This window comes from Litoreibacter ascidiaceicola, from assembly GCF_900129235.1.
In the GTDB taxonomy this organism is placed as follows: domain Bacteria; phylum Pseudomonadota; class Alphaproteobacteria; order Rhodobacterales; family Rhodobacteraceae; genus Litoreibacter; species Litoreibacter ascidiaceicola.
Genome location: NZ_FQUV01000002.1, coordinates 485529 through 504831, shown reverse-complemented (window position 1 = coordinate 504831; position 19303 = coordinate 485529). Strand labels below are relative to the sequence as shown.

Below are 19303 nucleotides of genomic sequence, written 5' to 3'. Positions count from 1 at the left end.
CAATCAAATTGGCCAACTTACCACTTTAAGCTAGGGTATTGAGTGAACTATCCACAGGCTTATCCACAGCGCTCGGAACACATTTCGATGCAATGGCCCCACATGTAGGGGGTGATGAAAGAATTTGCATCTATATGTAGCTGAGTGGAGTTTTTTGCGATTATGTCACGCCCAATTGGGGTTAAACGGCATTTGGAAACAGAATCGCTCCGGACGCGTGGAGGCACCAGATCGCGCCACGTGACTGTCACGCCAAACATGACGCTAGGGAAGCCTCCGAAACGGGCTCTAGTATTGATGCTTGAATATGGGGGTAATTTTACTCTGATGTTTCAGAGCTTTAGATGGTCGGGGCGAGAGGATTCGAACCTCCGACCCCCTGTACCCAAAACAGGTGCGCTACCAGGCTGCGCCACGCCCCGACGATCTGAGGGCTTCCTAAACACCTTCTTCGGGTTTGAAAAGCCCTAACCGCAGGGCCAAAGCGCTTCATTTTGATTAAAGCTCGAATGCTGCAAAATATCGCCTGTCGAAATGCCAAATTTAGCAGCCAGACCGCCGCCGATCTCCAGAACATGAGTCAAACCATCCCCACCTTGAATGGGCGTTTCATCATGCGGAACCGCGTTGGCATGTATATGCGCAATGCGACCTGTCGGTTCGACGAAAATGAGATCAAGCGGAATCAGCGTGTTTCGCATCCAGAACGCCAGAGGTTGAGGGCGCTGGTAAACAAACAGCATTCCGGCGAGCTTGGGCAGCGTTTCGCGGTTCATCAAACCAACAGCCCGTTCGCGTGCGTCGTCTGCGATTTCGACACGGAACGAGATTGAACCGAAACCACCCTTGATGCTGACGCGGTTTTCCGAGCATGCGGCCGCAACAGAGCCTACACCGATAAAACCGGTTAGGATGATCGCAAATGCGGCAGCTTTAGTTGTGGTTGATAGCGTGGTCCCAAGCGTGGATTTCCGCAGCCATCTGGCCACGTTCTCCATCGACGACCCGAACGCAGACGGCTTCACCCGCCAGAAGATCGGCAAGGCCGCATCTGCGCAGAACCTCGACGTGAAGGAAAATGTCCTCGCTTGAACCATATGCATTGGCAAATCCGAAGCCTTTGCCCTTGTCAAACCATTTCACCCGGGCCGGTATCATTTCTACGTTATCATAGTCGGCGATGACGTTGGCGATGCCCGTGTCGTTCGGATCTGTTTCCGGTGGCGTGAGCGACAAAACTTCGACGGCTTGCAGCCCGCGATCGGTTTCCTGCACGCGCAGCTCTACCTTGCTGGCATCCGCGACGGAGCCTTGGCCAAAGTTACGCAGCACATTTGCATGGAGCAAAATGTCGGGACCACCCTCGTCGGCGACAACAAAGCCAAAGCCTTTCACCGCGTCGAACCACTTAACCTGACCCACGACAAATCGCGTGGTATCAGCAACTTCACTATTCTGTGTCATCCACACTGCGTCGAATTTTTCGACGCCTCCAAGACTGCCCATGGAGTACTCCCAACTAATGTTGGGTCCACGTTCTCACATCGAGAGGTTTCAAGATAGGTAAGGGTTTCCTGCCCTCACCCCTTACGTGTACGTCAATTTTGTATATTTATGACGTAGTTACGGGCTCAACCGCGAGGTTTTCCACGGACTTTCCGGATCATTGCGTGTCCAGCGGAATCGGTCGTGGAGCCGCGCAGGCCCATCAGCCCAGAATTCAATTTCAACGGGTTGGATTCGAAACCCGCCCCAAAACGGCGGCCTGTCGGGGTTTAAACCCTTCTCCGCCGTCACTTTCGCAACTTTTGCCATCAAAGCGCCACGCGATGACAAAGGTTGAGATTGCTTCGATGCCCAAGCCCCCAACCGGCTTTTGAGCGACCGCGACTTGTAATAGACGTCCGCTTGTTCACCGTCTTCGCGCGACACTATACCACGAACACGCACCTGACGGCGCAAAGATTTCCAATGCATCACGAAAGCAGCGGTGCCGGAACTGTCCAACTCGCGCGCTTTTGCACTTTCAAAGTTGGTATAGAAGACGAAGGCGTCGCTTTCGATGTCCTTCAAAAGCACCATACGTGCGTTCGGCAGCCCGTTTGCATCCACGGTCGCCAACGCTATTGCGTTTGGATCGTTGGGCTCGACCTTCTCGGCCTCAGTGAGCCAATGACGTGCGATCTCAAAAGGATCTTCGCCTGCGAATATTCCTGATCTGTCAGTCACTCTATATTCCCACCGTGTTTCATCGCCGCACTATCGCCAATGAATTAAGGGCTCAACCCTGACGCGGCGTCGTTTTTGACCAATTGGCAAAATTATGCCTACGCCAGCAATGACGCAGTTCTGTTTCATATCTGCGCCTGAAGGCTCTGCCGCGACTTGATGCAGCCTGTGCTTTCGCCTAAACCATCCCAAACAAAACAAGAAGTGGCCCTGGGGGACAATATGTCAAATGGATTGATGGCAGGCAAACGCGGCCTGATCATGGGGGTGGCCAATGACAAGTCCATCGCATGGGGAATCGCGAAAGCTTGTGCCGACCAAGGCGCCGAGATCGCATTCTCGTACCAAGGGGATGCGCTGCTTAAGCGGGTCCGCCCGTTGGCCGACAGCATCGGATCGAAACATGTCCTGCCCTGCGATGTGGGCGATGGCGCGTCTATTGACGCCTTGTTTTCAACGCTGGAAAAAGACTGGGGCGGCTTGGACTTCGTGGTTCACGCCATCGGGTTCTCCGACAAAAACGAACTGCGCGGCCGTTATGTCGACACCAGCGCCGACAACTTCCGCATGTCGATGGATATCTCTGTCTACTCTTTCACAGCAGTCGCGCAACGTGCCGAGAAGCTGATGAAAAACGGCGGATCTTTGCTGACGCTCACCTATTACGGCGCCGAAAAGGTCATGCCGCATTACAATGTCATGGGCGTGGCCAAGGCTGCGCTGGAAGCGTCGGTCAAATATCTGGCCGAGGATCTGGGCAAAGACAACATCCGCGTTAACGCGATTTCAGCCGGTACGATCAAGACGCTTGCTGCCTCGGGCATTGGCGACTTCCGCTACATCATGAAGTGGAACGAGTATAACTCGCCACTGCGCCGCACAGTGACACAAGAAGAGGTCGGCAAGTCCGCCCTGTATCTGTTGTCTGATCTCAGCTCGGCGGTCACCGGCGAGGTTCACCACGTGGACGCGGGTTACCATGTCGTCGGCATGAAGGCCGTAGACGCGCCGGACATCGAGAAATGACATTAGCGGGCTTCGTTAGCGTCGCCCTTATCCATTTGCTTGCGGCGATCTCGCCGGGGCCGTCTTTCGTGTTGAGCGTCCGGTCCGCCGCGTCCGAAGGTCTGCGAACGGCGATGGGGCTTGCTGTCGGGTTCGGCCTTGCAGCGACACTTTGGGCGGCGGCTGCCTTGCTTGGCCTGTCCTTGCTGTTTGAAGTGGTCCCTGCCCTGTTCACCGCGCTGAAAGTCGTGGGCGGGTTGTTCCTGACCTATATCGCATGGAAGATGTGGCAACACGCCTCCGAGCCTTTGCCCGTTATCGCCGAAGGCACCGCGCCACGGTCTGTATTCGGGGCGGTTTGGCTGGGTCTCATAGCGATGCTTGCCAATCCCAAGCCAGCCGTGTTTTTCGGTGCAGTTTTCGTCGGCTTGGTGCCGGTTGAGGCCTCCTTGGCGGACAAGCTTTTTGTCTTGTTCAATATCTTCTGGGTCGAAACCGCGTGGTATATGTTTGTGGCGCGCGTCTTCTCGCTGCCCCGCGCCCGCACGGCTTACGGCCGCTTCAAATCGAAACTGGATCGCAGCTTTGGCGGTCTGATTGCCGTTCTAGGCGCCAAAATTGCCATCACCTGAGGGAACCTGACCAATGACCGACCGCCTGCCCCACGAAAAAGGCTTTCACATCAGCTGGGATCAAATCCATCGCGACAGCCGCGCGCTTGCGTGGCGTCTTGACGGGCATGGACCGGATAACGGCGCATGGAAGGCCGTGGTCGCCATCACCCGAGGCGGCATGGCCCCTGCGATGATCGCCGCGCGGGAGTTGGACATCCGCACGGTGGACACGATTTCGGTGAAATCCTACGACAACCAGACCCAGTCCGAGGCCAGCGTTCTGAAGAAGCCGGACGACGCCTTGATGGGGGACGGCACAGGTATCCTGATCATCGACGATCTGGTCGACAGCGGCAAAACGCTGGAGATCGTTCGCGACCTCTATCCCAACGCGCATTTCGCCACCGTTTACGCCAAGCCAAAGGGTCGCGCGCAGGTGGACACGTTCATCACGGAGGTCTCGCAGGACACATGGATTTTCTTCCCGTGGGACATGGCGATGCAATATGTGAAGCCCTATCGCGGCGAATAAGCTTTCGGCTCTAACCCTCTATACGGAATGTTAAATCATGCGTCTCAATCCGAATATGGCCGCCACCTTTCCGCCTCCGGTGATGGAGGCGCGGCGCTGGATTGACGGGGTTGAATTCCCGGCAGATCGCCCGCTGATCAACGTCTCGCAGGCCGCACCTGTCGATCCGCCCCCTGCGCCCTTGCGCGAAGCGATGTCGAAGTTCGTCCTCGAGGATGACGGCACGCATCTATACGGCCCCGTTCTGGGGTTGCCAGAACTGCGGGCGGAGGTCGCATCGCAATGGACTACGGCCTATGGTGGGAAGGTCGCAGCCGAGCAGGTCGCAATCACCTCCGGCTGCAATCAGGCGTTTGCGTCGATGATCGCGACCCTCTGTGCTGCGGGGGACGAGGTGATCATCCCGACCCCGTGGTATTTCAACCATAAGATGTGGCTTGATATGGGCGGAATTTCTTCGGTGGCGTTGAAGACAGGTGCCGGATTGCTGCCGTCGGTCGATGAGGCCGCAAAGCTCATCACATCAAAGACGCGCGCTATCACGTTGGTATCACCAAACAATCCAGGTGGCGTGGAGTATCCATCCGACCTGCTTGGCGCATTTTACGACCTGTGCGAGGCGCACGGCATCGCGTTGATCGTAGATGAAACCTATCGCGACTTTGACAGCCGCAGCGGTGCACCACATGACCTGTTTACCCGTCAAAACTGGGACGAGACGCTGATCCAGCTTTATTCCTTCTCCAAGGCCTACCGGCTGACGGGGCACCGTGTCGGAGCGATGGTGGCCTCGGTCGCCCGTCTGGCAGAGGCGGAGAAGTTTCTGGATACGGTGACGATCTGCCCCAACCAGTTGGGGCAACGGGCCGCTTTGTGGGGGATGCAGAACCTTGCCGCGTGGCTGGGGGAGCAGCGTGCCGAAATTCTCGCCCGCCGCGCGGCAATCGAGGACCAATTCCCCAAGCTCGCCGCCAAAGGCTGGACGCTTCAAGGCAACGGCGCGTATTTCGCTTATATGACCCACCCGTTCGACGAGCCGTCCAATGAACTGGCCCAGCGAATGGTGCGTGACATCGGCGTTTTGTGCCTGCCCGGGACGATGTTCGTTCCCGAAGGCGATCCGTCCGGCGCGACGTCGCTGCGCATCGCGTTTGCCAATATCGACGCGGACGGCATCGCAGAGCTGTTTACACGCATGGAAACCCTCTGATCCGCTTGCCCCTTTGGGGGGGACGGTTTAACAGGTTCCAACTGGTTTTCTTCTAGGAAGGTGAGACATGGCCAAGTCAGGCAAATCTAGCGCATCGCGCATCGCGGTGTGGGGTATTTTGCTTCTGTTGGTGGCAGGGTTGGCGGGCTTTGGCTCCGGCGGTCTTGGCGGCAACATTCAGACCGTCGGCAGTGTTGGCGATACGCCAATCACCGTTCAGGAATACCAACGCGGTCTGCAACAGGAGCTGGATTTCGAAACCCGCCGTCGCCAGCAGCCGGTCTCGATGCAAACCGCTTTGCAAGAAGGTCTGGATATCCGCGTTCGTGAACGTCTGGCGGCCTCCACCGCGTTGACCGAGGAAGCCCGCGTGATGAGCCTGTCCGTTGGTGACGCCGAAGTGCTGCGCCAATTACAACAGGTTCCCGCGTTCCAAGGGCCAAGCGGCGCGTTTGACCGCGACGCCTACGAGTTTGCGCTGGAACGGAGTAGCCTGCGCCCTGCCGACTTTGAGGACGACCTGCGCAAGACTGCCGCACGCGAGTTGTTGCAGCAAGCGGTGACCGGTGGGCTGACCCTGAATAAATCCTACGCCGAAACGCTGTATGGCTATCTTGGCCAGCGCCGGTCTTTCCGGTGGGCCGAGTTGAATGCCGATCTGCTGGCATCCCCGAACGCCGCGCCGACCGATGCCCAATTGCAAGCGTTCTATGACGAAAACGGAACCCAGTTCGAAACGCCAGAGGTGCGGAAGATCAGCTATGCTTGGCTGACACCGGATATGCTGGTTGACGACATCACCCCTAACGAGGACGAGCTGCTTGCGCTTTATGAAGAGCGCTCCGGCGAGTTCAACCAGCCCGAGCGCCGTATTGTGGAACGTCTGGGCTTTGCCGACACAGATGCTGCGACGGCCGCCAAAGCGGCGATTGATGCGGGTGAGACCAGTTATGACGACCTCGTGACAGAGCGCGGCCTGACCTTGGAAGATGTGGACCAAGGCGAAGTATCGCGCGACGATCTGGACGGGCCGATTGCCGACGCGGTTTTTGCACTGACGGAACCGGGTATCACCGATCCGGTCGAAACCTCGCTTGGTCCCGCGCTCTACCGTGTGAACGCCGTTTTGGAAGCACAAGAAACCAGCTTCGAGGAGGTCCGCGATGATTTGGTCGCCGAAGCTGCAGAGGATCAGGCACGTCGCGCAGTTCTTGATAAACTGACCGAAGTGGAAGACCTGCTGGCCGGTGGTGCGACTTTGGAAGAACTGGGCACGGATACGGAACTTGAGTTTGGCCAAATCAACTTCTCTGACGACGAACACGAAGGGATCGCGGGCTACGACAACTTCCGCGAAGAGGCTTTGTTGTTGCGCGAAGGTGACTTCCCCGAGGCGCGCGAGCTGTCTGATGGCGGCATCTTTGCTGCGCGTCTGGACGAGGTGGTGCCACCCGCCCTACCCCCGTTGGCCGATATCCGTGACGATGTTGCGGCGGCTTGGGATGCGGCGGAAACCAAGCGCCGGTTGAGCGAGTTGGGCGAGAGCTTGAAAGCGCAACTGGATGCAGGCACCGCGATGGAAGCTTTGGGCCTTGTGGGCCGCACAGAAACCGACCGTGGCCGCACAGAGTTCATCGAAGGCACGCCCCCAGCTTTGCTGGTCACTGCGTTTGATCTGGAAAAAGCCTCCGACACGGCCCTGATCCCGACGGATGATGGCGCGATATTGGTGGAGCTGCTGGACATCTCGGCTGCCGACCTTTCGGCTGATGAGGCGCAAAACTTCCTAACACAGCTGTCCCAACAGGGCAGCGCGGGCCTCGCGGCGGATGTGTTCGAGTTGTACGGTCAAGCGGTGCAAGCACGCCACGGCCTGAGCCTTGACCAAGTTGCGATCAATGCCGTGAACGCGAGCATGCGCTAAGCATGGCCTTGTTTCCGGAATATGACGGTTTCGCCGAGCGGTACGAGGCAGGCGAAAATCAGGTGGTCTACACGCGGCTTGCCGCTGATCTGGATACGCCGGTCTCTTTGATGCTGAAGCTGACCGCTGCGCAGCCCGACAGTTTCGTGCTGGAATCGGTGACTGGCGGCGAGGTGCGCGGACGGTATTCGATTATCGGCATGAAGCCCGACCTGATCTGGCGTTGTCGTGGCGAGACGAGCGAGCTGAACCGCTCCGCCCGCTTCGACCCCGATGCGTTCGAGCCATGCGCAAGCGATCCGTTGACCGCGTTGCGCGAAGTGCTGGCCGAAAGCCGGATTGATCTGCCGGAAGGTTTGCCTGCGGCCTCTGCAGGGCTGTTCGGCTATCTGGGCTATGACATGATCCGGTTGGTCGAACATCTGCCCGATGTGAACCCCGATCCGTTGGGGCTGCCCGACGCGGTGATGCAGCGCCCGTCGGTCGTGGTGGTGTTGGACGGTGTCAAAGGCGAAGTGATCGTCGTCAGCCCTGCGTGGGTGGCCTCCGGCTTGTCCGCGCGCGCAGCCTACGCGCAAGCGGCTGAACGGGTGATGGATGCGGTGCGTGATCTGGACCGCGCGGTGCCCACAGATGCGCGCGATCTGGGCGAGGAGACTGCGGTCGCTGATCCGGTCTCGAACTTCACCCATAGCGGCTATCTGGATGCGGTCGAGAAGGCCAAGGATTACATCCGCGCGGGCGATATTTTCCAGGTTGTCCCGTCACAGCGCTGGACGCAGGATTTCCCGCTGCCGCCGTTTTCGCTGTACCGCGCGTTGCGGCGCACCAACCCGTCGCCCTTCATGTTCTACTTCAACATGGGCGGGTTCCAGATCGTCGGGGCCAGCCCTGAAATTCTGGTGCGGGTCTTCGGGCGCGAGGTGACCATCCGACCGATCGCAGGTACGCGACCGCGCGGAGCCACGCCGGAGGAAGACCGCGCGTTGGAAGCCGATTTGTTAGGTGATCCGAAAGAATGTGCAGAGCATCTGATGCTGTTGGACCTTGGGCGCAACGATACCGGCAAGGTCTCGAAGATCGGCACGGTGACACCTACAGAAAAATTCATCATCGAGCGCTATAGCCACGTGATGCACATCGTCTCCAACGTCACCGGAGAGCTGGCTGACGACCAAGACGCCCTGTCTGCGCTGCTGTCAGGACTGCCTGCGGGCACCGTGTCCGGTGCGCCGAAGGTACGTGCGATGGAGATCATCGACGAGTTAGAGCCGGAGAAGCGCGGCATCTATGGCGGCGGCTGCGGATATTTCTCGGCCAATGGTGACATGGATATCTGTATCGCGCTGCGCACGGGCATCGTGAAGGACGAGAAGCTCTATATCCAAGCGGGCGGTGGTGTTGTGTATGACAGTGACCCGGAGGCGGAGTTTCAGGAGACCGTCAACAAGTCCAAGGCACTACTTATGGCGGCGAAAGAAGCCGGATTGTTCCTGCGCGACGGCAATGGCTAACCTTTAGGGACTTAAGCCCTACGAGCCTTCACCCGCCAGCATCACAGCCGAGACCGGAACCATGGCGATCCCCGCCTCTTTCTTCTCGAGCACCCATTCCACCAGCCCTTTGATCGTTTCGGGGTAGCTGCGCCCGACAACCACGACCGCGCCATCGCGGTTGGCATTAAAGGCGGCGCGATCCAGATAGCGTTTTATTCTGGGGCTTTCTTCCAGCTCTGCGTCCAGCACGCGGAAAACCGTGGCGGCAGGAATATCCTCGCGGCGGGCGGCTTGTTGCGCGGTATTCAGCCCGCGATCATATGTGACCAAGCCGTGGCCGCTGTTGCGGATGGCCCCAAGGACCGGTTGCAGCAAGGATCGGTTGGACTGGATGCGCCCGTCGAGCGGATCCATCAGGCCGACCGCCTGATCCAGAATCGAGAAATACGCCTCGACCGCTACCGCGACATCGCTTGGCGACGAGGCTGTGGGCAGCTCGTTGGCAATCGCGATGACTTCTATTCCGGCCGCGCGGTAGTCCGCCATGATGCGGGCGGCGTCAGGCGCTGTGGGGTCTAGCGCGATGGTCACGGGAATGGACAATTTCATCAGGTCCGCGCGCGGGATGCCGTCCTCACCGCTATCAATCAGGATAACGCCGAAAAGGGATTTACCCTCTGCCCCTTCAACCTTGGTGCCAAACGCCTGCAATGCGCCAAGATCGGTCGGCGCGGCGGCGGGCTCGGTCGGGGTGTCGTCTTGCGGGGCGGGTGTGACAAGCGATGTTGCCCCGCCAGTGCCAACGCTTGGAAGACGGTTTGTCACCACGCCCGCATCAACCTGCGGCAGCGTGATGGGCGTGTCTGCGGAGGCCACTTCGACCGCTTCCTCTTGGGCGTTGCCAATCGTTGGCAGGCTGGACACGCGCGGTTTTGCAGGCGCTTCGCTGTCCACGACCTTTTCGGTACCGGTGATCGTTGGCGAGGGGAGTTCAGACGGCTGCACGGTTGTTGTTTCCGCGTCGACGGTCGGCTCTACATTCGGCGACGCATCCGCGGTTGGGGTCTGAACCCCGGGATTCACCTGAGTGACCGGCTCCGGCATGGGATCGGCGCTGGCAATGATAATTTCGTCATTGCCTTCGGCCTGAACGGTTGGCGCTTGCGGGATAAGCTGGGCCACCTGAGCGTCGGAGGTCGCGATCTCGGCGGTGGGGCTGTCGGTATCAACTGCGCTGCTGCTGTCCAGCTGCGGCGTGGTTGCTTGCACGACGGGCGCGTCTTGCTGCTGTTCGGGGACAGTGACGCTTTCGCTTTCGGTAACGGCGCTGTTCTCCGTGACAGGAGTTACAGTGTCGGAACTGGTGGTAGTTGCGGCGACTGACGGCACTTCATTTGCTTGCGGAGTGGTCTCGGTTACTTGCGGAGTGACGGCCTCCGAGGGCGTGGTTTCAACCTCGAGTTTCGGGGCGGCGTCAATCCGGTCCTGCGGCAGCGGCGCATAAAGCGACAACATCGTCATCACCACCACGCCTACAAACCCACCTGACACAATACCCGCGCCTATACCTTTGCCCATCGTTCTGATCCTCGCCCGACCACTTGTCGTTTTCACCCCAAAGCGCACTTCTTACGAGGCTTTTGCCCGTCTTGTTGTATGTGGGGTCCAGATAAGCGGCCTTGACCCCGGCGCGCAGCTCTGGGCATTTATACCGCGACACGGAAGGCGGTGGAAAGCCCTTTCGGAGCAAAGGGTAAGATGATGCTGCTATTGATCGATAATTACGACAGTTTCACCTACAATCTGGTGCATTTCTTCGGCGAACTGGGCGCGGATATGAAGGTTGTGCGCAATGACGCCATTGATGTGCAAGCTGCGATGGCTCTGAATCCCGAGGGTATTGTTCTAAGCCCCGGCCCCAAGACGCCTACTGACGCGGGTATTTGTCTGGCGCTGACGGCGGCGGCCGCAGAGACCCGAACCCCGCTGTTCGGGGTGTGTCTGGGGCACCAGACCATTGGCGAGGCCTTTGGCGGCAAGGTGGTTCGGCATACCGAAATCGTTCACGGGAAAATGGGCAGCTACATTCATGAAGGCAAAAGCGTTTTCAAAGGCTTACCCTCTCCCTTCGACGCGACGCGCTATCATTCACTGGTGGTCGAGAAAGACACGCTGCCGGACTGTCTGGAGGTGACGGCAGCACTGGAAAACGGGACAATCATGGGATTGCAACATCGCGAATTGCCCATCCATGGTGTCCAGTTCCACCCCGAGAGCATCGCCTCGCAACACGGGCATCAGATGCTGCAAAACTTCCTTGATGTTTTGCCCAGCAAAACAGGAGTTGCCGCATGAGTGAGAGGCTGAAACCACTGATCGGAATTGCCGCCGAGCGCGCATTGACCCGCGACGAAGCGGAGGTCGCTTTCCAAGCGCTGTTCGAGGGCCGCGCGACGCCCAGCCAGATCGGCGGATTTTTGATGGCGCTGCGCACGCGGGGCGAAACGGTCGAGGAATATTCGGCCGCGGCGGCTGTGATGCGGTCCAAATGCAACCCTGTCGTCGCACCCGAGGGCGCAATGGATATCGTCGGCACAGGCGGTGACGGGAAGGGCACGCTGAACATCTCGACTGCGACTGCGTTTGTCGTGGCTGGTGCGGGCGTGATTGTGGCCAAGCATGGCAACCGAAACCTGTCGTCCAAATCCGGTGCTGCGGATGCGCTTGGGGCCATGGGGATCAACGTCATGGTGGGCGCCAATGTTGTAACCCGCGCGATCCGCGAGATTGGTATCGGCTTTATGATGGCGCCAATGCACCACCCCGCCATCGCGCATGTGATGCCAACCCGTGCAGAGCTTGGCACGCGGACGATCTTCAACATCCTTGGGCCATTGACCAACCCTGCAGGGGTCAAACGTCAACTCACCGGCGCGTTTTCGGCTGATTTGATCCGACCCATGGCGGAAACACTGTTGGCGCTCGGCTCCGAGAAAGCGTGGCTGGTCCATGGTGGCGACGGAACCGACGAGCTGGCCATCTCTGCGCCGTCGAAGGTTGCGGTGCTGGAAAATGGCGCAGTGCACGAGATGGAAATCGCCCCTGAAGACGCAGGCCTGACGCCACACCCGTTCGAGGACATCCTTGGCGGCTCGCCGTCCGAGAACGCCATCGAGTTCCGTGCGCTTCTTGAAGGCGAGAAGTCCGCATACCGTGACGCGGTGCTCCTAAACTCCGCCGCGGCTTTGGTCGTGGCTGACAAAGCGGCCAACCTGCGCGAAGGTGTGGACATGGCCCGCGCCAGCATCGACAGTGGCGCAGCCAAAGCCAAGGTTAATGCCTTGGCAAAACTGACATCGGAGGCCGTATGAGCACCCCAACCGTTCTGGAAAAGATCAAGGCCTACAAGCTGGAGGAAATCGCGGCGCGCAAAGCCGAGCGGAGCCTCGCTGACCTTGAGGCCGACGCGGCAAACGCCCCGGCACCGCGCGGCTTTGCCGACGCCTTAACCGACGCGGCTATCAGCGGGTACGGCTTGATTGCGGAAATCAAGAAAGCCAGCCCGTCAAAAGGCGTGATCCGCGAAGATTTCGACGTCCCGGCCTTGGCCAAAGCCTATGCGGATGGCGGGGCGACCTGCCTGAGTGTGCTGACCGACGGGCCCTCGTTCCAAGGGGCTGACGACTATCTGGTGCAAGCGCGCGAAGCCTGCTCCCTGCCCGTCTTGCGCAAGGATTTCCTTTATGACCCGTATCAGGTTGTCGAATCCCGCGCGCTTGGTGCCGATTGCATCCTGATCATCATGGCCTCTGTCGATGACAGTCTGGCTCACGAGTTGGAAGACACGGCGATCCGGCTGGGCATGGATGTGTTGGTTGAAGTCCATAATGACGAAGAACTCCAGCGCGCCTTGCATTTGAAAAGCCCGCTTCTGGGGATCAACAACCGTGACCTGCACACCTTTGATGTAACCTTGGACACCACCCGAAAGCTGGCGCGCCAAGTGCCGGAGGACAAGCTGATCGTGGCCGAGAGCGGTTTGTTCGAGCCAACCGACCTGTCCGATCTGGCCCGCTATGGCGCACGCTGTTTCCTGATCGGCGAAAGCCTGATGCGGCAGGAAGACGTGACTGCCGCAACACGCCACATCCTCAGTGATAAACCAATGACTGGCGGGCTTTAAATGTCGGAGCTGACCCATTTCGACGGCGACGGCCATGCGCATATGGTGGACGTATCCGACAAGCCTGTGACCTCTCGTGTTGCGGTGGCAGAAGGCTGTGTGAAAATGCAGCGCGAGACGTTTGATCTGATCACCGAAGGTCGCGCCAAGAAGGGCGATGTTCTCAGCGTTTCACGGCTGGCGGGGATCATGGGGGCGAAGAAATGCTCTGAGCTGATCCCGCTGTGCCATCCCTTGCCCATCACCAAGGTCGCCGTCGAGCTGACGCCTGATGCGTCCTTGCCGGGCATTCGCATTGAAGCGACGGTCAAGACGACGGGTCAGACCGGTGTGGAAATGGAGGCGCTTACCGCTGTGTCTACCGCTGCGCTGACGATCTATGACATGGTGAAGGCTGCCGAGAAAACCATGGAAATCAGTGATATACGGCTGGTTCTGAAAGATGGTGGCAAGTCAGGCTTGTTCGAGGCCCCGCGCGGATGATTTCGGTTGCTGATGCTTTGGCAGCGGTGCTGAAACTCGGATCGCCCGTTGACGTTGAACTTGTCCCGCTCATTGATGCTGACGGGCGCGTGTTGGCGCAAGACGTCGCTGCGACACGGGACCAGCCCCCCTTTTCCGCCTCCGCAATGGATGGCTACGCAATCTCGACCGTTGATGTCGCCGCGGGAGATACCTTCACGGTGATTGGAGAAGCCGCGGCGGGCCACCGCTTTGACGGCAAGATCGACGACGGGCAAGCCGTGCGGATATTCACCGGCGCCCCGCTGCCCGTTGGTGCCCAGCGGGTTATCATTCAAGAAGACGTCACCCGCGCAGGATCGTCGATAACGTTGAGGGAGAATATCGACAAGGGCCACCACATCCGGCCTTCCGGCGGCGACTTCAAAGTCGGTGATCTGCTAACCGCCCCGCGCCGTCTTGGCCCGTCGGATGTGGCATTGCTGGCGTCGATGAATGTCGCCCTAGTCCCCGTGCGCCGCCGCCCTGTTGTGGCGATCATCGCCACGGGGGACGAATTGGTTAGCCCCGGAGAGACACCGCGCGACGACCAGATCATTGCCTCCAATTCGCTTGGCCTCGCCGCGATGTTCCGCCGCGCGGGCGCGCAGACGCGGTTGCTTCCAATCGCGAAAGACACCGCCTCCTCACTGGAAATGGACCTGTCACTGGCCGAAGGCGCTGACCTGTTGGTGACCATTGGCGGTGCGTCTGTCGGTGACCGTGATATCGTGGCCGAAGTTGCCGGAACGATGGGGCTTGAGCGGGATTTCTATAAGGTCGCGATGCGGCCCGGAAAGCCCTTGATGGCCGGGCGTATCGGCAAAATGGCGATGATCGGTCTGCCGGGCAATCCGGTCTCGTCCATGGTGTGCGGGGAGCTTTTCATTCGCCCCTTGCTGGATCACTTCCTCGGCTTGCCCGCAGGACCACGAGCACGGATCAGTTTGCCCTTGGCTCAGCCGCTCGACGCCAACAGCCAGAGGGAGCATTATATGCGTGCGAACATCGAAGACGGCGCGGTGCGGGCTTTTGATCGCCAAGACAGTTCGTTGCTGACTGTTCTGGCCCAAGCCAACGCCCTGATTGTCCGGCCACCGAATGATCCGGCCCGTGCGGCGGGTGAGCGGACCGAGGTCATTGCGCTCTAAGCGTTGACACAAAACAGGAACAGCGGTAGAACATCGGAGAACATGGCGCGAATAATGCGCCGCCATCAGGGAGTTCTTAGCCGATGCTGACCAAGAAACAGCTGGACCTGTTGAAATTCATTCACGGACGTATTCAGCGTGACGGGGTGCCGCCCTCGTTCGATGAAATGAAGGATGCGCTGGATTTGCGTTCCAAGTCAGGCATTCACCGCCTGATTACGGCGTTGGAAGAACGTGGCTTCATCCAACGGCTGGCCCACAAGGCGCGGGCGCTGGAGATCGTGAAGCTGCCTGACGCGATGGAGAATAGCGGCTTTAGACCGCGTGTGATTGAGGGCGACCGCCCTGCCCCGAACCCTGCCGCCATGGCGCTTGAAGGGGTTCACGCACTGGAATTGCCTGTGATGGGACGGATCGCCGCCGGTACACCGATCGAGGCGATCAGCGAAGTGTCACACCATGTGGCTGTTCCGGGCTCGATGCTTGCGGGCAGTGGTCACCACTACGCGCTTGAGGTGAAGGGTGATTCGATGATTGAAGCGGGCATCAATGACGGCGACGTCGTTGTGATCCGCGAGCAAATCACTGCAAATAATGGCGATATCGTTGTGGCATTGGTCGAAGATCAGGAAGCCACGCTGAAACGCTTCCGGCGGCATGGCGCCTCCATCGCGCTGGAGCCCGCGAACTCTGCCTACGAGACGCGGGTTTTGCCGGACCATATGGTGAAGGTCCAAGGTCGTCTGGTCGGATTGATCCGCTCTTACTGAGTGCGTTTGCGCTGATGTGAGACCCACAGCCGGTTGCCTTGTCGCGATCGGCTGTTTTCGTATCTGAGACCCGTTTCGGTCGTGTAAATCGCGACAGCCCCGCCTTCGCTGAAATCTAGGGCGGTCCAGCCCGCGCAATCTTCCGGCAGCTTGGATTCGACACGTGGCAGCACAACGATGTCATGTGACGCGCAGGCCTCCGAGATGTCGATTTTCTCGGGGTTGGCGGCGTTAAAACCCAACGTGCTTCCCGCGACCTGCGTGCGAATGTGATTGGGGCTAAACCCTGCGCGCGTTGCGGCTTGTGCCTGATCAGCAGTATCTCCATCGTTTTCCAGCCAAACTCTGGCAGAAAACCCGTCACCCTTGGGCTTGTTCAAGGCCCGTTCCTCATTTTGCACGATCCCAATCAGGCGGCCAGTTTCGGAGATGAGCACCTCAGGGCGCTCAACATTTTGCCAAAGACCGAACGCCACGATAACGGGCACAAGCCCGACCAATCGCCCTGCTCCTTGCCAGATGCAAAGCATCAAGCCGCCCAGCGTCACCAAGGGGAGCACTGCCGGACCCGGCGCGACAATCGCGCGGGTGCTGCCGTCCAAACCTGATACCAAGTCCGCGACGCGCAGTATCCACGCCAAACCAAGCTCCATTCCCCATAGACCGATGCCCTCCAGTCCCAAGGGCGCCAGACATCCGGCCAGAAGCGCGCCGGGCATCACGACAAGTCCCATCACCGGCACCGACAGCAAGTTCGCCAAAAGGCCGTACTGTGCCACTTGGTTGAAATGCGCCGCCCCGTAAGGTGCGGTCGCAGCCCCTGCAATAAACGACGATAGCAGCAAGGCCGCCGCGCCCGAGAGCCATTTCGGGAGTATCAGGAACAGCCCCCGATCGCGGATCACAGCGAAGACAGCAACCAAGGCTGTGGTCGCCGCGAACGACATTTGAAATCCCGGGCCGACAAGTGCCTCTGGCGTGATGATCAGAACGATAAACGCCGCGATCGCAACCGCCCTGAGGGACAATGCAGGCCGCTCCACGCAGATCGCGAGCAACATGACGGTGACCATGATGAACGCCCGCTGCGTTGCGACATTTGCGCCGGATACTCCGAGGTAAAGCACGGCGGCGAACAACGCGCCTACAGCCGCAACCTTTCGAAGATTGAGCCGGACAGCCAGTTGAGGCACCGTGGACAGACCAATGCGGATCAACGCGAATACCGCGCCCGTCAACAACCCCATATGCAGGCCGGAGATGGCCAGAAGATGTGCCAGATTTGACGCCCGAAGGCGGTCTAGCAACTGGGGATCAAGATCGGCCCGATCCCCGGTAATGATCGCGGCGGCAAACGGCCCTTCTTCGTCGGACATTCGGGCCTTGATCGCGGCGGAGAGGCTCAATCTAAAGGTGTATAGCCACAGTGAAAATCCTTGTGCGCGCCCTGCGGGTTCCAGTCGCAACATGGGATTGCGGGTGTAGCCGAGCGCGCCGAGTTGCTGGAACCACAGATGCCGCTGGAAGTCGAAGCCACCGGGCTCCACCGGCCCGGCGGGTGGCCCCAGATGTCCGGTCGTAAGCACCGTGTCGCCGGGCGCAAAGTCGATCCCAAGATCATCCCCGTGAAGCGACACGCGGACGCGGAGTGGTGTGCGGTGCGGCGGCACCCGTGACAGACGGACGTGATCAAGCGTCAGGCGCATTTTCTCTGACGCGGATTTGTCGATCGAGACAATGCGCCCCTCGATCGGCCCGTAATAGCGATAGGACAGCACCGGAGCGGCCACGGCTTTTGCCCGAAGGCTTGCAACCGTGGTTCCAACGAGGACCAAGGTCAGCAGCCAGAGCGTGACGGATACCCAGCGGCCTCTGTGTTGGCCGAAAGCGTAGGCTACAAGCCACAGCGCGCTTAAGGTTGCGGCGAGCATTATCAGGTGCCACGTCACCGGCTCTGACGAGGCCGCGAAATACAGCCCGATCCCTGCGCCTAAACATACGGGCACCCATGGAAACAAATGCGATTGCTGCCGTGCAAAGGTCGCGAAAACAGCTGGCCCTAGGCGCGGTGATTTGGGCTCTGCCCTGACGTTACCCGCCCTTGTCTCCATCACTGTGATTGCCTAAACCTGAGCGCAAATGGGCCAGTACGACTGGTCCAGCCTGAATTGGGCCGATCCTGCCCGAACATGCTTTCCAAAAGGTTAAACATCCTATGACAGACGCCCCTGTGGTCACCCGCTTCGCCCCTTCTCCGACCGGATACCTGCACATCGGTGGCGCACGCACCGCGCTGTTCAATTGGCTCTATGCACGCGGACGTGGCGGGAAGTTTCTGCTTCGGATCGAGGACACCGACCGCGCGCGCTACACGCCTGAGGCGACGCAAGCCATTCTGGATGGCCTGACATGGCTGGGGCTGGATTGGGACGGCGACGCAGTGAGCCAGTTTGAAAGCGCCGACCGGCATGCCGCTGTTGCGCATGAAATGTTAGCTGCGGGGACGGCGTATAAGTGTTTCGCCTCGCAAGACGAAATCGAGGCGTTTCGTGAGGCCGCACGGGCAGACGGGCGCTCGACCCTGTACCGCTCCCCGTGGCGCGACGTGCCTGAAAGTGAACATCCCGACGCGCCTTTCGCCATCCGGATAAAAGCGCCGCAGGAAGGCGATATCACCATTCAGGATGCCGTGCAGGGCGACGTGACCTGGAAGGCTGACGCGCTGGATGACATGGTTTTGCTACGTTCTGACGGCAGCCCCGTTTATATGCTGGCCGTTGTGGTTGATGACCACGACATGGGCGTCACCCACGTCATTCGCGGCGATGACCACCTTGCGAACGCGGCGCGTCAATCGATGATTTACACGGCGATGGGTTGGGACTTGCCTGTCTTCGCCCATATTCCGTTAATCCATGGACCAGATGGCAAAAAACTCTCCAAACGTCACGGGGCGTTGGGGGTCATGGAATACGCAGCCATGGGCTACACGCCCGCCGGAATGCGCAATTATCTGGCGCGTCTGGGCTGGAGCCATGGCGATGACGAGGTGTTCACCACCAAGCAGGCTCTGGAATGGTTCGATCTGGACGGCATCGGCAAAGCGCCTGCGCGGCTCGATTTTAAGAAAATGGAAAACATTAACCGTCATCAGATCGGGATAAGCGATTCTGAAACCATGGTGCGAGACGTACAAAGCTATCTGACTGCAGTTGGTCAGCCCGTGTTGTCGGATGACGAGGCAAAGGCGTTTGCAGATGCGTTTGATAAACTCGACGTCACGGACAAAACCGTGGGGGATTTACTGGCAAAATTTGCGTTTGTGCTCGATAAGCCACCGTTCACCTTGGATGAAAAAGCGGAAAAACTGCTTGATCCGGTATCCCGTGGTATACTGACGCAATTGACGCCGCAGTTGCAAACTGCTAGCTGGAACCGTGAAGCGTTGGAGCAAACCGTGATGGAGTTCGCCGAGGCGCAAGATCTCAAATTCGGGAAACTTGCTGGCCCCCTACGGGTCGTGCTTTCAGGCCGTGCAGTTTCACCCAGCGTCTTTGACATGATGATGATCATCGGACGTGACGAGACCCTCGCGAGGCTGGCGCATGTCGTCGGTTAATACCCTCGCCGCGCCGCGGCCGGGAGCTTAAAAGAACAAAACGACATGGCATATCATGCCATATATAAC

Annotated in this window: 18 protein-coding genes and 1 tRNA gene; 13 read left to right on the top strand and 6 right to left on the bottom strand. The window is 59.2% G+C overall.

Annotated features, from left to right (window positions below):
* Window positions 1-345 precede the first annotated feature (345 nt).
* The 4 genes from BUB72_RS05590 to pdxH form a co-directional block, all read right to left on the bottom strand.
* Window positions 346-422: transfer RNA gene (locus BUB72_RS05590), tRNA-Pro, on the bottom strand.
* 45 nt (window positions 423-467) lie between these two features.
* Window positions 468-998: a DUF192 domain-containing protein gene (locus tag BUB72_RS05585; protein WP_083588577.1), complete on the bottom strand. Its 531-nt coding sequence runs from the start codon at window positions 996-998 to the stop codon at window positions 468-470.
* Window positions 934-1464 carry a cold-shock protein gene (locus BUB72_RS05580; RefSeq protein ID WP_073141754.1) on the bottom strand — a complete coding sequence of 177 codons (531 nt, stop codon included), beginning with the start codon at window positions 1462-1464 and terminating at the stop codon, window positions 934-936. Before BUB72_RS05580 ends, BUB72_RS05585 begins: the two co-directional genes overlap by 65 nt.
* Window positions 1465-1623: 159 nt before the next feature.
* Window positions 1624-2229 carry a pyridoxamine 5'-phosphate oxidase gene (gene pdxH / locus BUB72_RS05575; protein ID WP_073141452.1) on the bottom strand — a complete coding sequence of 202 codons (606 nt, stop codon included), beginning with the start codon at window positions 2227-2229 and terminating at the stop codon, window positions 1624-1626.
* 222 nt (window positions 2230-2451) lie between these two features.
* Between pdxH and fabI the strand changes: the two genes are divergently transcribed.
* The 6 genes from fabI to trpE all read left to right on the top strand — a co-directional run bounded on the left by fabI (window position 2452) and on the right by trpE (window position 9028).
* Window positions 2452-3255 (top strand): enoyl-ACP reductase FabI, encoded by an 804-nt coding sequence (gene fabI / locus BUB72_RS05570; RefSeq protein ID WP_073141752.1) that lies wholly within the window; start codon window positions 2452-2454, stop codon window positions 3253-3255.
* Window positions 3252-3866 (top strand): LysE family translocator, encoded by a 615-nt coding sequence (locus tag BUB72_RS05565; protein ID WP_073141450.1) that lies wholly within the window; start codon window positions 3252-3254, stop codon window positions 3864-3866. The genes fabI and BUB72_RS05565 overlap by 4 nt, the downstream gene beginning before the upstream one ends.
* A gap of 13 nt (window positions 3867-3879) precedes the next feature.
* Entirely contained in the window at window positions 3880-4380 is a 501-nt protein-coding gene (gene gpt, locus BUB72_RS05560) for a xanthine phosphoribosyltransferase (protein WP_073141448.1), read from the top strand.
* A 37-nt stretch (window positions 4381-4417) separates the two neighbouring features.
* Window positions 4418-5590: an aminotransferase gene (locus BUB72_RS05555; RefSeq protein ID WP_073141446.1), complete on the top strand. Its 1173-nt coding sequence runs from the start codon at window positions 4418-4420 to the stop codon at window positions 5588-5590.
* Between the two features lie 67 nt (window positions 5591-5657).
* Complete coding sequence (locus tag BUB72_RS05550; RefSeq protein ID WP_073141444.1) at window positions 5658-7514, top strand: peptidylprolyl isomerase; 1857 nt, start codon at window positions 5658-5660, stop codon at window positions 7512-7514.
* A gap of 2 nt (window positions 7515-7516) precedes the next feature.
* A complete protein-coding gene (gene trpE / locus BUB72_RS05545) occupies window positions 7517-9028 on the top strand; it encodes an anthranilate synthase component I (protein WP_073141441.1) in 1512 nt (503 codons plus the stop codon).
* Window positions 9029-9046: 18 nt separating this feature from the next.
* On the opposite strand, the gene BUB72_RS05540 is transcribed toward trpE, so the two are convergent.
* On the bottom strand, window positions 9047-10588 hold the full coding sequence (locus BUB72_RS05540; RefSeq protein ID WP_073141438.1) for a divergent polysaccharide deacetylase family protein: 1542 nt from the start codon (window positions 10586-10588) through the stop codon (window positions 9047-9049).
* Window positions 10589-10771: 183 nt separating this feature from the next.
* Between BUB72_RS05540 and BUB72_RS05535 the strand changes: the two genes are divergently transcribed.
* The 6 genes from BUB72_RS05535 (at window position 10772) to lexA (ending at window position 15615) form a co-directional block, all read left to right on the top strand.
* Complete coding sequence (locus BUB72_RS05535; protein ID WP_073141750.1) at window positions 10772-11365, top strand: anthranilate synthase component II; 594 nt, start codon at window positions 10772-10774, stop codon at window positions 11363-11365.
* Complete coding sequence (gene trpD, locus BUB72_RS05530) at window positions 11362-12381, top strand: anthranilate phosphoribosyltransferase (protein WP_073141435.1); 1020 nt, start codon at window positions 11362-11364, stop codon at window positions 12379-12381. The genes BUB72_RS05535 and trpD overlap by 4 nt, the downstream gene beginning before the upstream one ends.
* Window positions 12378-13193, top strand: a complete 816-nt coding sequence (gene trpC / locus BUB72_RS05525; RefSeq protein ID WP_073141432.1) for an indole-3-glycerol phosphate synthase TrpC — start codon at window positions 12378-12380, stop codon at window positions 13191-13193. Before trpD ends, trpC begins: the two co-directional genes overlap by 4 nt.
* Window positions 13194-13676 carry a cyclic pyranopterin monophosphate synthase MoaC gene (gene moaC / locus BUB72_RS05520; RefSeq protein ID WP_073141430.1) on the top strand — a complete coding sequence of 161 codons (483 nt, stop codon included), beginning with the start codon at window positions 13194-13196 and terminating at the stop codon, window positions 13674-13676. It begins immediately after the preceding gene.
* Window positions 13673-14845 (top strand): molybdopterin molybdotransferase MoeA, encoded by a 1173-nt coding sequence (locus BUB72_RS05515; protein WP_073141428.1) that lies wholly within the window; start codon window positions 13673-13675, stop codon window positions 14843-14845. Before moaC ends, BUB72_RS05515 begins: the two co-directional genes overlap by 4 nt.
* 83 nt (window positions 14846-14928) lie before the next feature.
* On the top strand, window positions 14929-15615 hold the full coding sequence (lexA, locus tag BUB72_RS05510) for a transcriptional repressor LexA (protein WP_073141426.1): 687 nt from the start codon (window positions 14929-14931) through the stop codon (window positions 15613-15615).
* On the opposite strand, the gene BUB72_RS05505 is transcribed toward lexA, so the two are convergent.
* A complete protein-coding gene (locus BUB72_RS05505) occupies window positions 15609-17621 on the bottom strand; it encodes a ComEC/Rec2 family competence protein (protein WP_245814727.1) in 2013 nt (670 codons plus the stop codon). The two genes, lexA and BUB72_RS05505, sit on opposite strands and share 7 nt — an antisense overlap.
* A 209-nt stretch (window positions 17622-17830) precedes the next feature.
* Here BUB72_RS05505 and gltX point away from each other — a divergent pair, with 209 nt between their 5' ends.
* Window positions 17831-19234 (top strand): glutamate--tRNA ligase, encoded by a 1404-nt coding sequence (gltX, locus tag BUB72_RS05500; protein WP_073141424.1) that lies wholly within the window; start codon window positions 17831-17833, stop codon window positions 19232-19234.
* Window positions 19235-19303 lie beyond the last annotated feature (69 nt).

Bases quoted from the DNA above. Each gene is read 5' to 3' on its own strand.
- moaC (WP_073141430.1), top strand. From the start codon at position 13,194: ATGTCGGAGCTGACCCATTTCGACGGCGACGGCCATGCGCATATGGTG.
- BUB72_RS05535 (WP_073141750.1), top strand. From the start codon at position 10,772: ATGCTGCTATTGATCGATAATTACGACAGTTTCACCTACAATCTGGTG.
- BUB72_RS05585 (WP_083588577.1), bottom strand. From the start codon at position 998: ATGGAGAACGTGGCCAGATGGCTGCGGAAATCCACGCTTGGGACCACG.
- gpt (WP_073141448.1), top strand. From the start codon at position 3,880: ATGACCGACCGCCTGCCCCACGAAAAAGGCTTTCACATCAGCTGGGAT.
- trpC (WP_073141432.1), top strand. From the start codon at position 12,378: ATGAGCACCCCAACCGTTCTGGAAAAGATCAAGGCCTACAAGCTGGAG.
- gltX (WP_073141424.1), top strand. From the start codon at position 17,831: ATGACAGACGCCCCTGTGGTCACCCGCTTCGCCCCTTCTCCGACCGGA.
- lexA (WP_073141426.1), top strand. From the start codon at position 14,929: ATGCTGACCAAGAAACAGCTGGACCTGTTGAAATTCATTCACGGACGT.
- BUB72_RS05555 (WP_073141446.1), top strand. From the start codon at position 4,418: ATGCGTCTCAATCCGAATATGGCCGCCACCTTTCCGCCTCCGGTGATG.
- fabI (WP_073141752.1), top strand. From the start codon at position 2,452: ATGTCAAATGGATTGATGGCAGGCAAACGCGGCCTGATCATGGGGGTG.
- trpD (WP_073141435.1), top strand. From the start codon at position 11,362: ATGAGTGAGAGGCTGAAACCACTGATCGGAATTGCCGCCGAGCGCGCA.
- BUB72_RS05540 (WP_073141438.1), bottom strand. From the start codon at position 10,588: ATGGGCAAAGGTATAGGCGCGGGTATTGTGTCAGGTGGGTTTGTAGGC.
- trpE (WP_073141441.1), top strand. From the start codon at position 7,517: ATGGCCTTGTTTCCGGAATATGACGGTTTCGCCGAGCGGTACGAGGCA.
- BUB72_RS05580 (WP_073141754.1), bottom strand. From the start codon at position 1,464: ATGACACAGAATAGTGAAGTTGCTGATACCACGCGATTTGTCGTGGGT.
- BUB72_RS05515 (WP_073141428.1), top strand. From the start codon at position 13,673: ATGATTTCGGTTGCTGATGCTTTGGCAGCGGTGCTGAAACTCGGATCG.
- BUB72_RS05550 (WP_073141444.1), top strand. From the start codon at position 5,658: ATGGCCAAGTCAGGCAAATCTAGCGCATCGCGCATCGCGGTGTGGGGT.
- BUB72_RS05565 (WP_073141450.1), top strand. From the start codon at position 3,252: ATGACATTAGCGGGCTTCGTTAGCGTCGCCCTTATCCATTTGCTTGCG.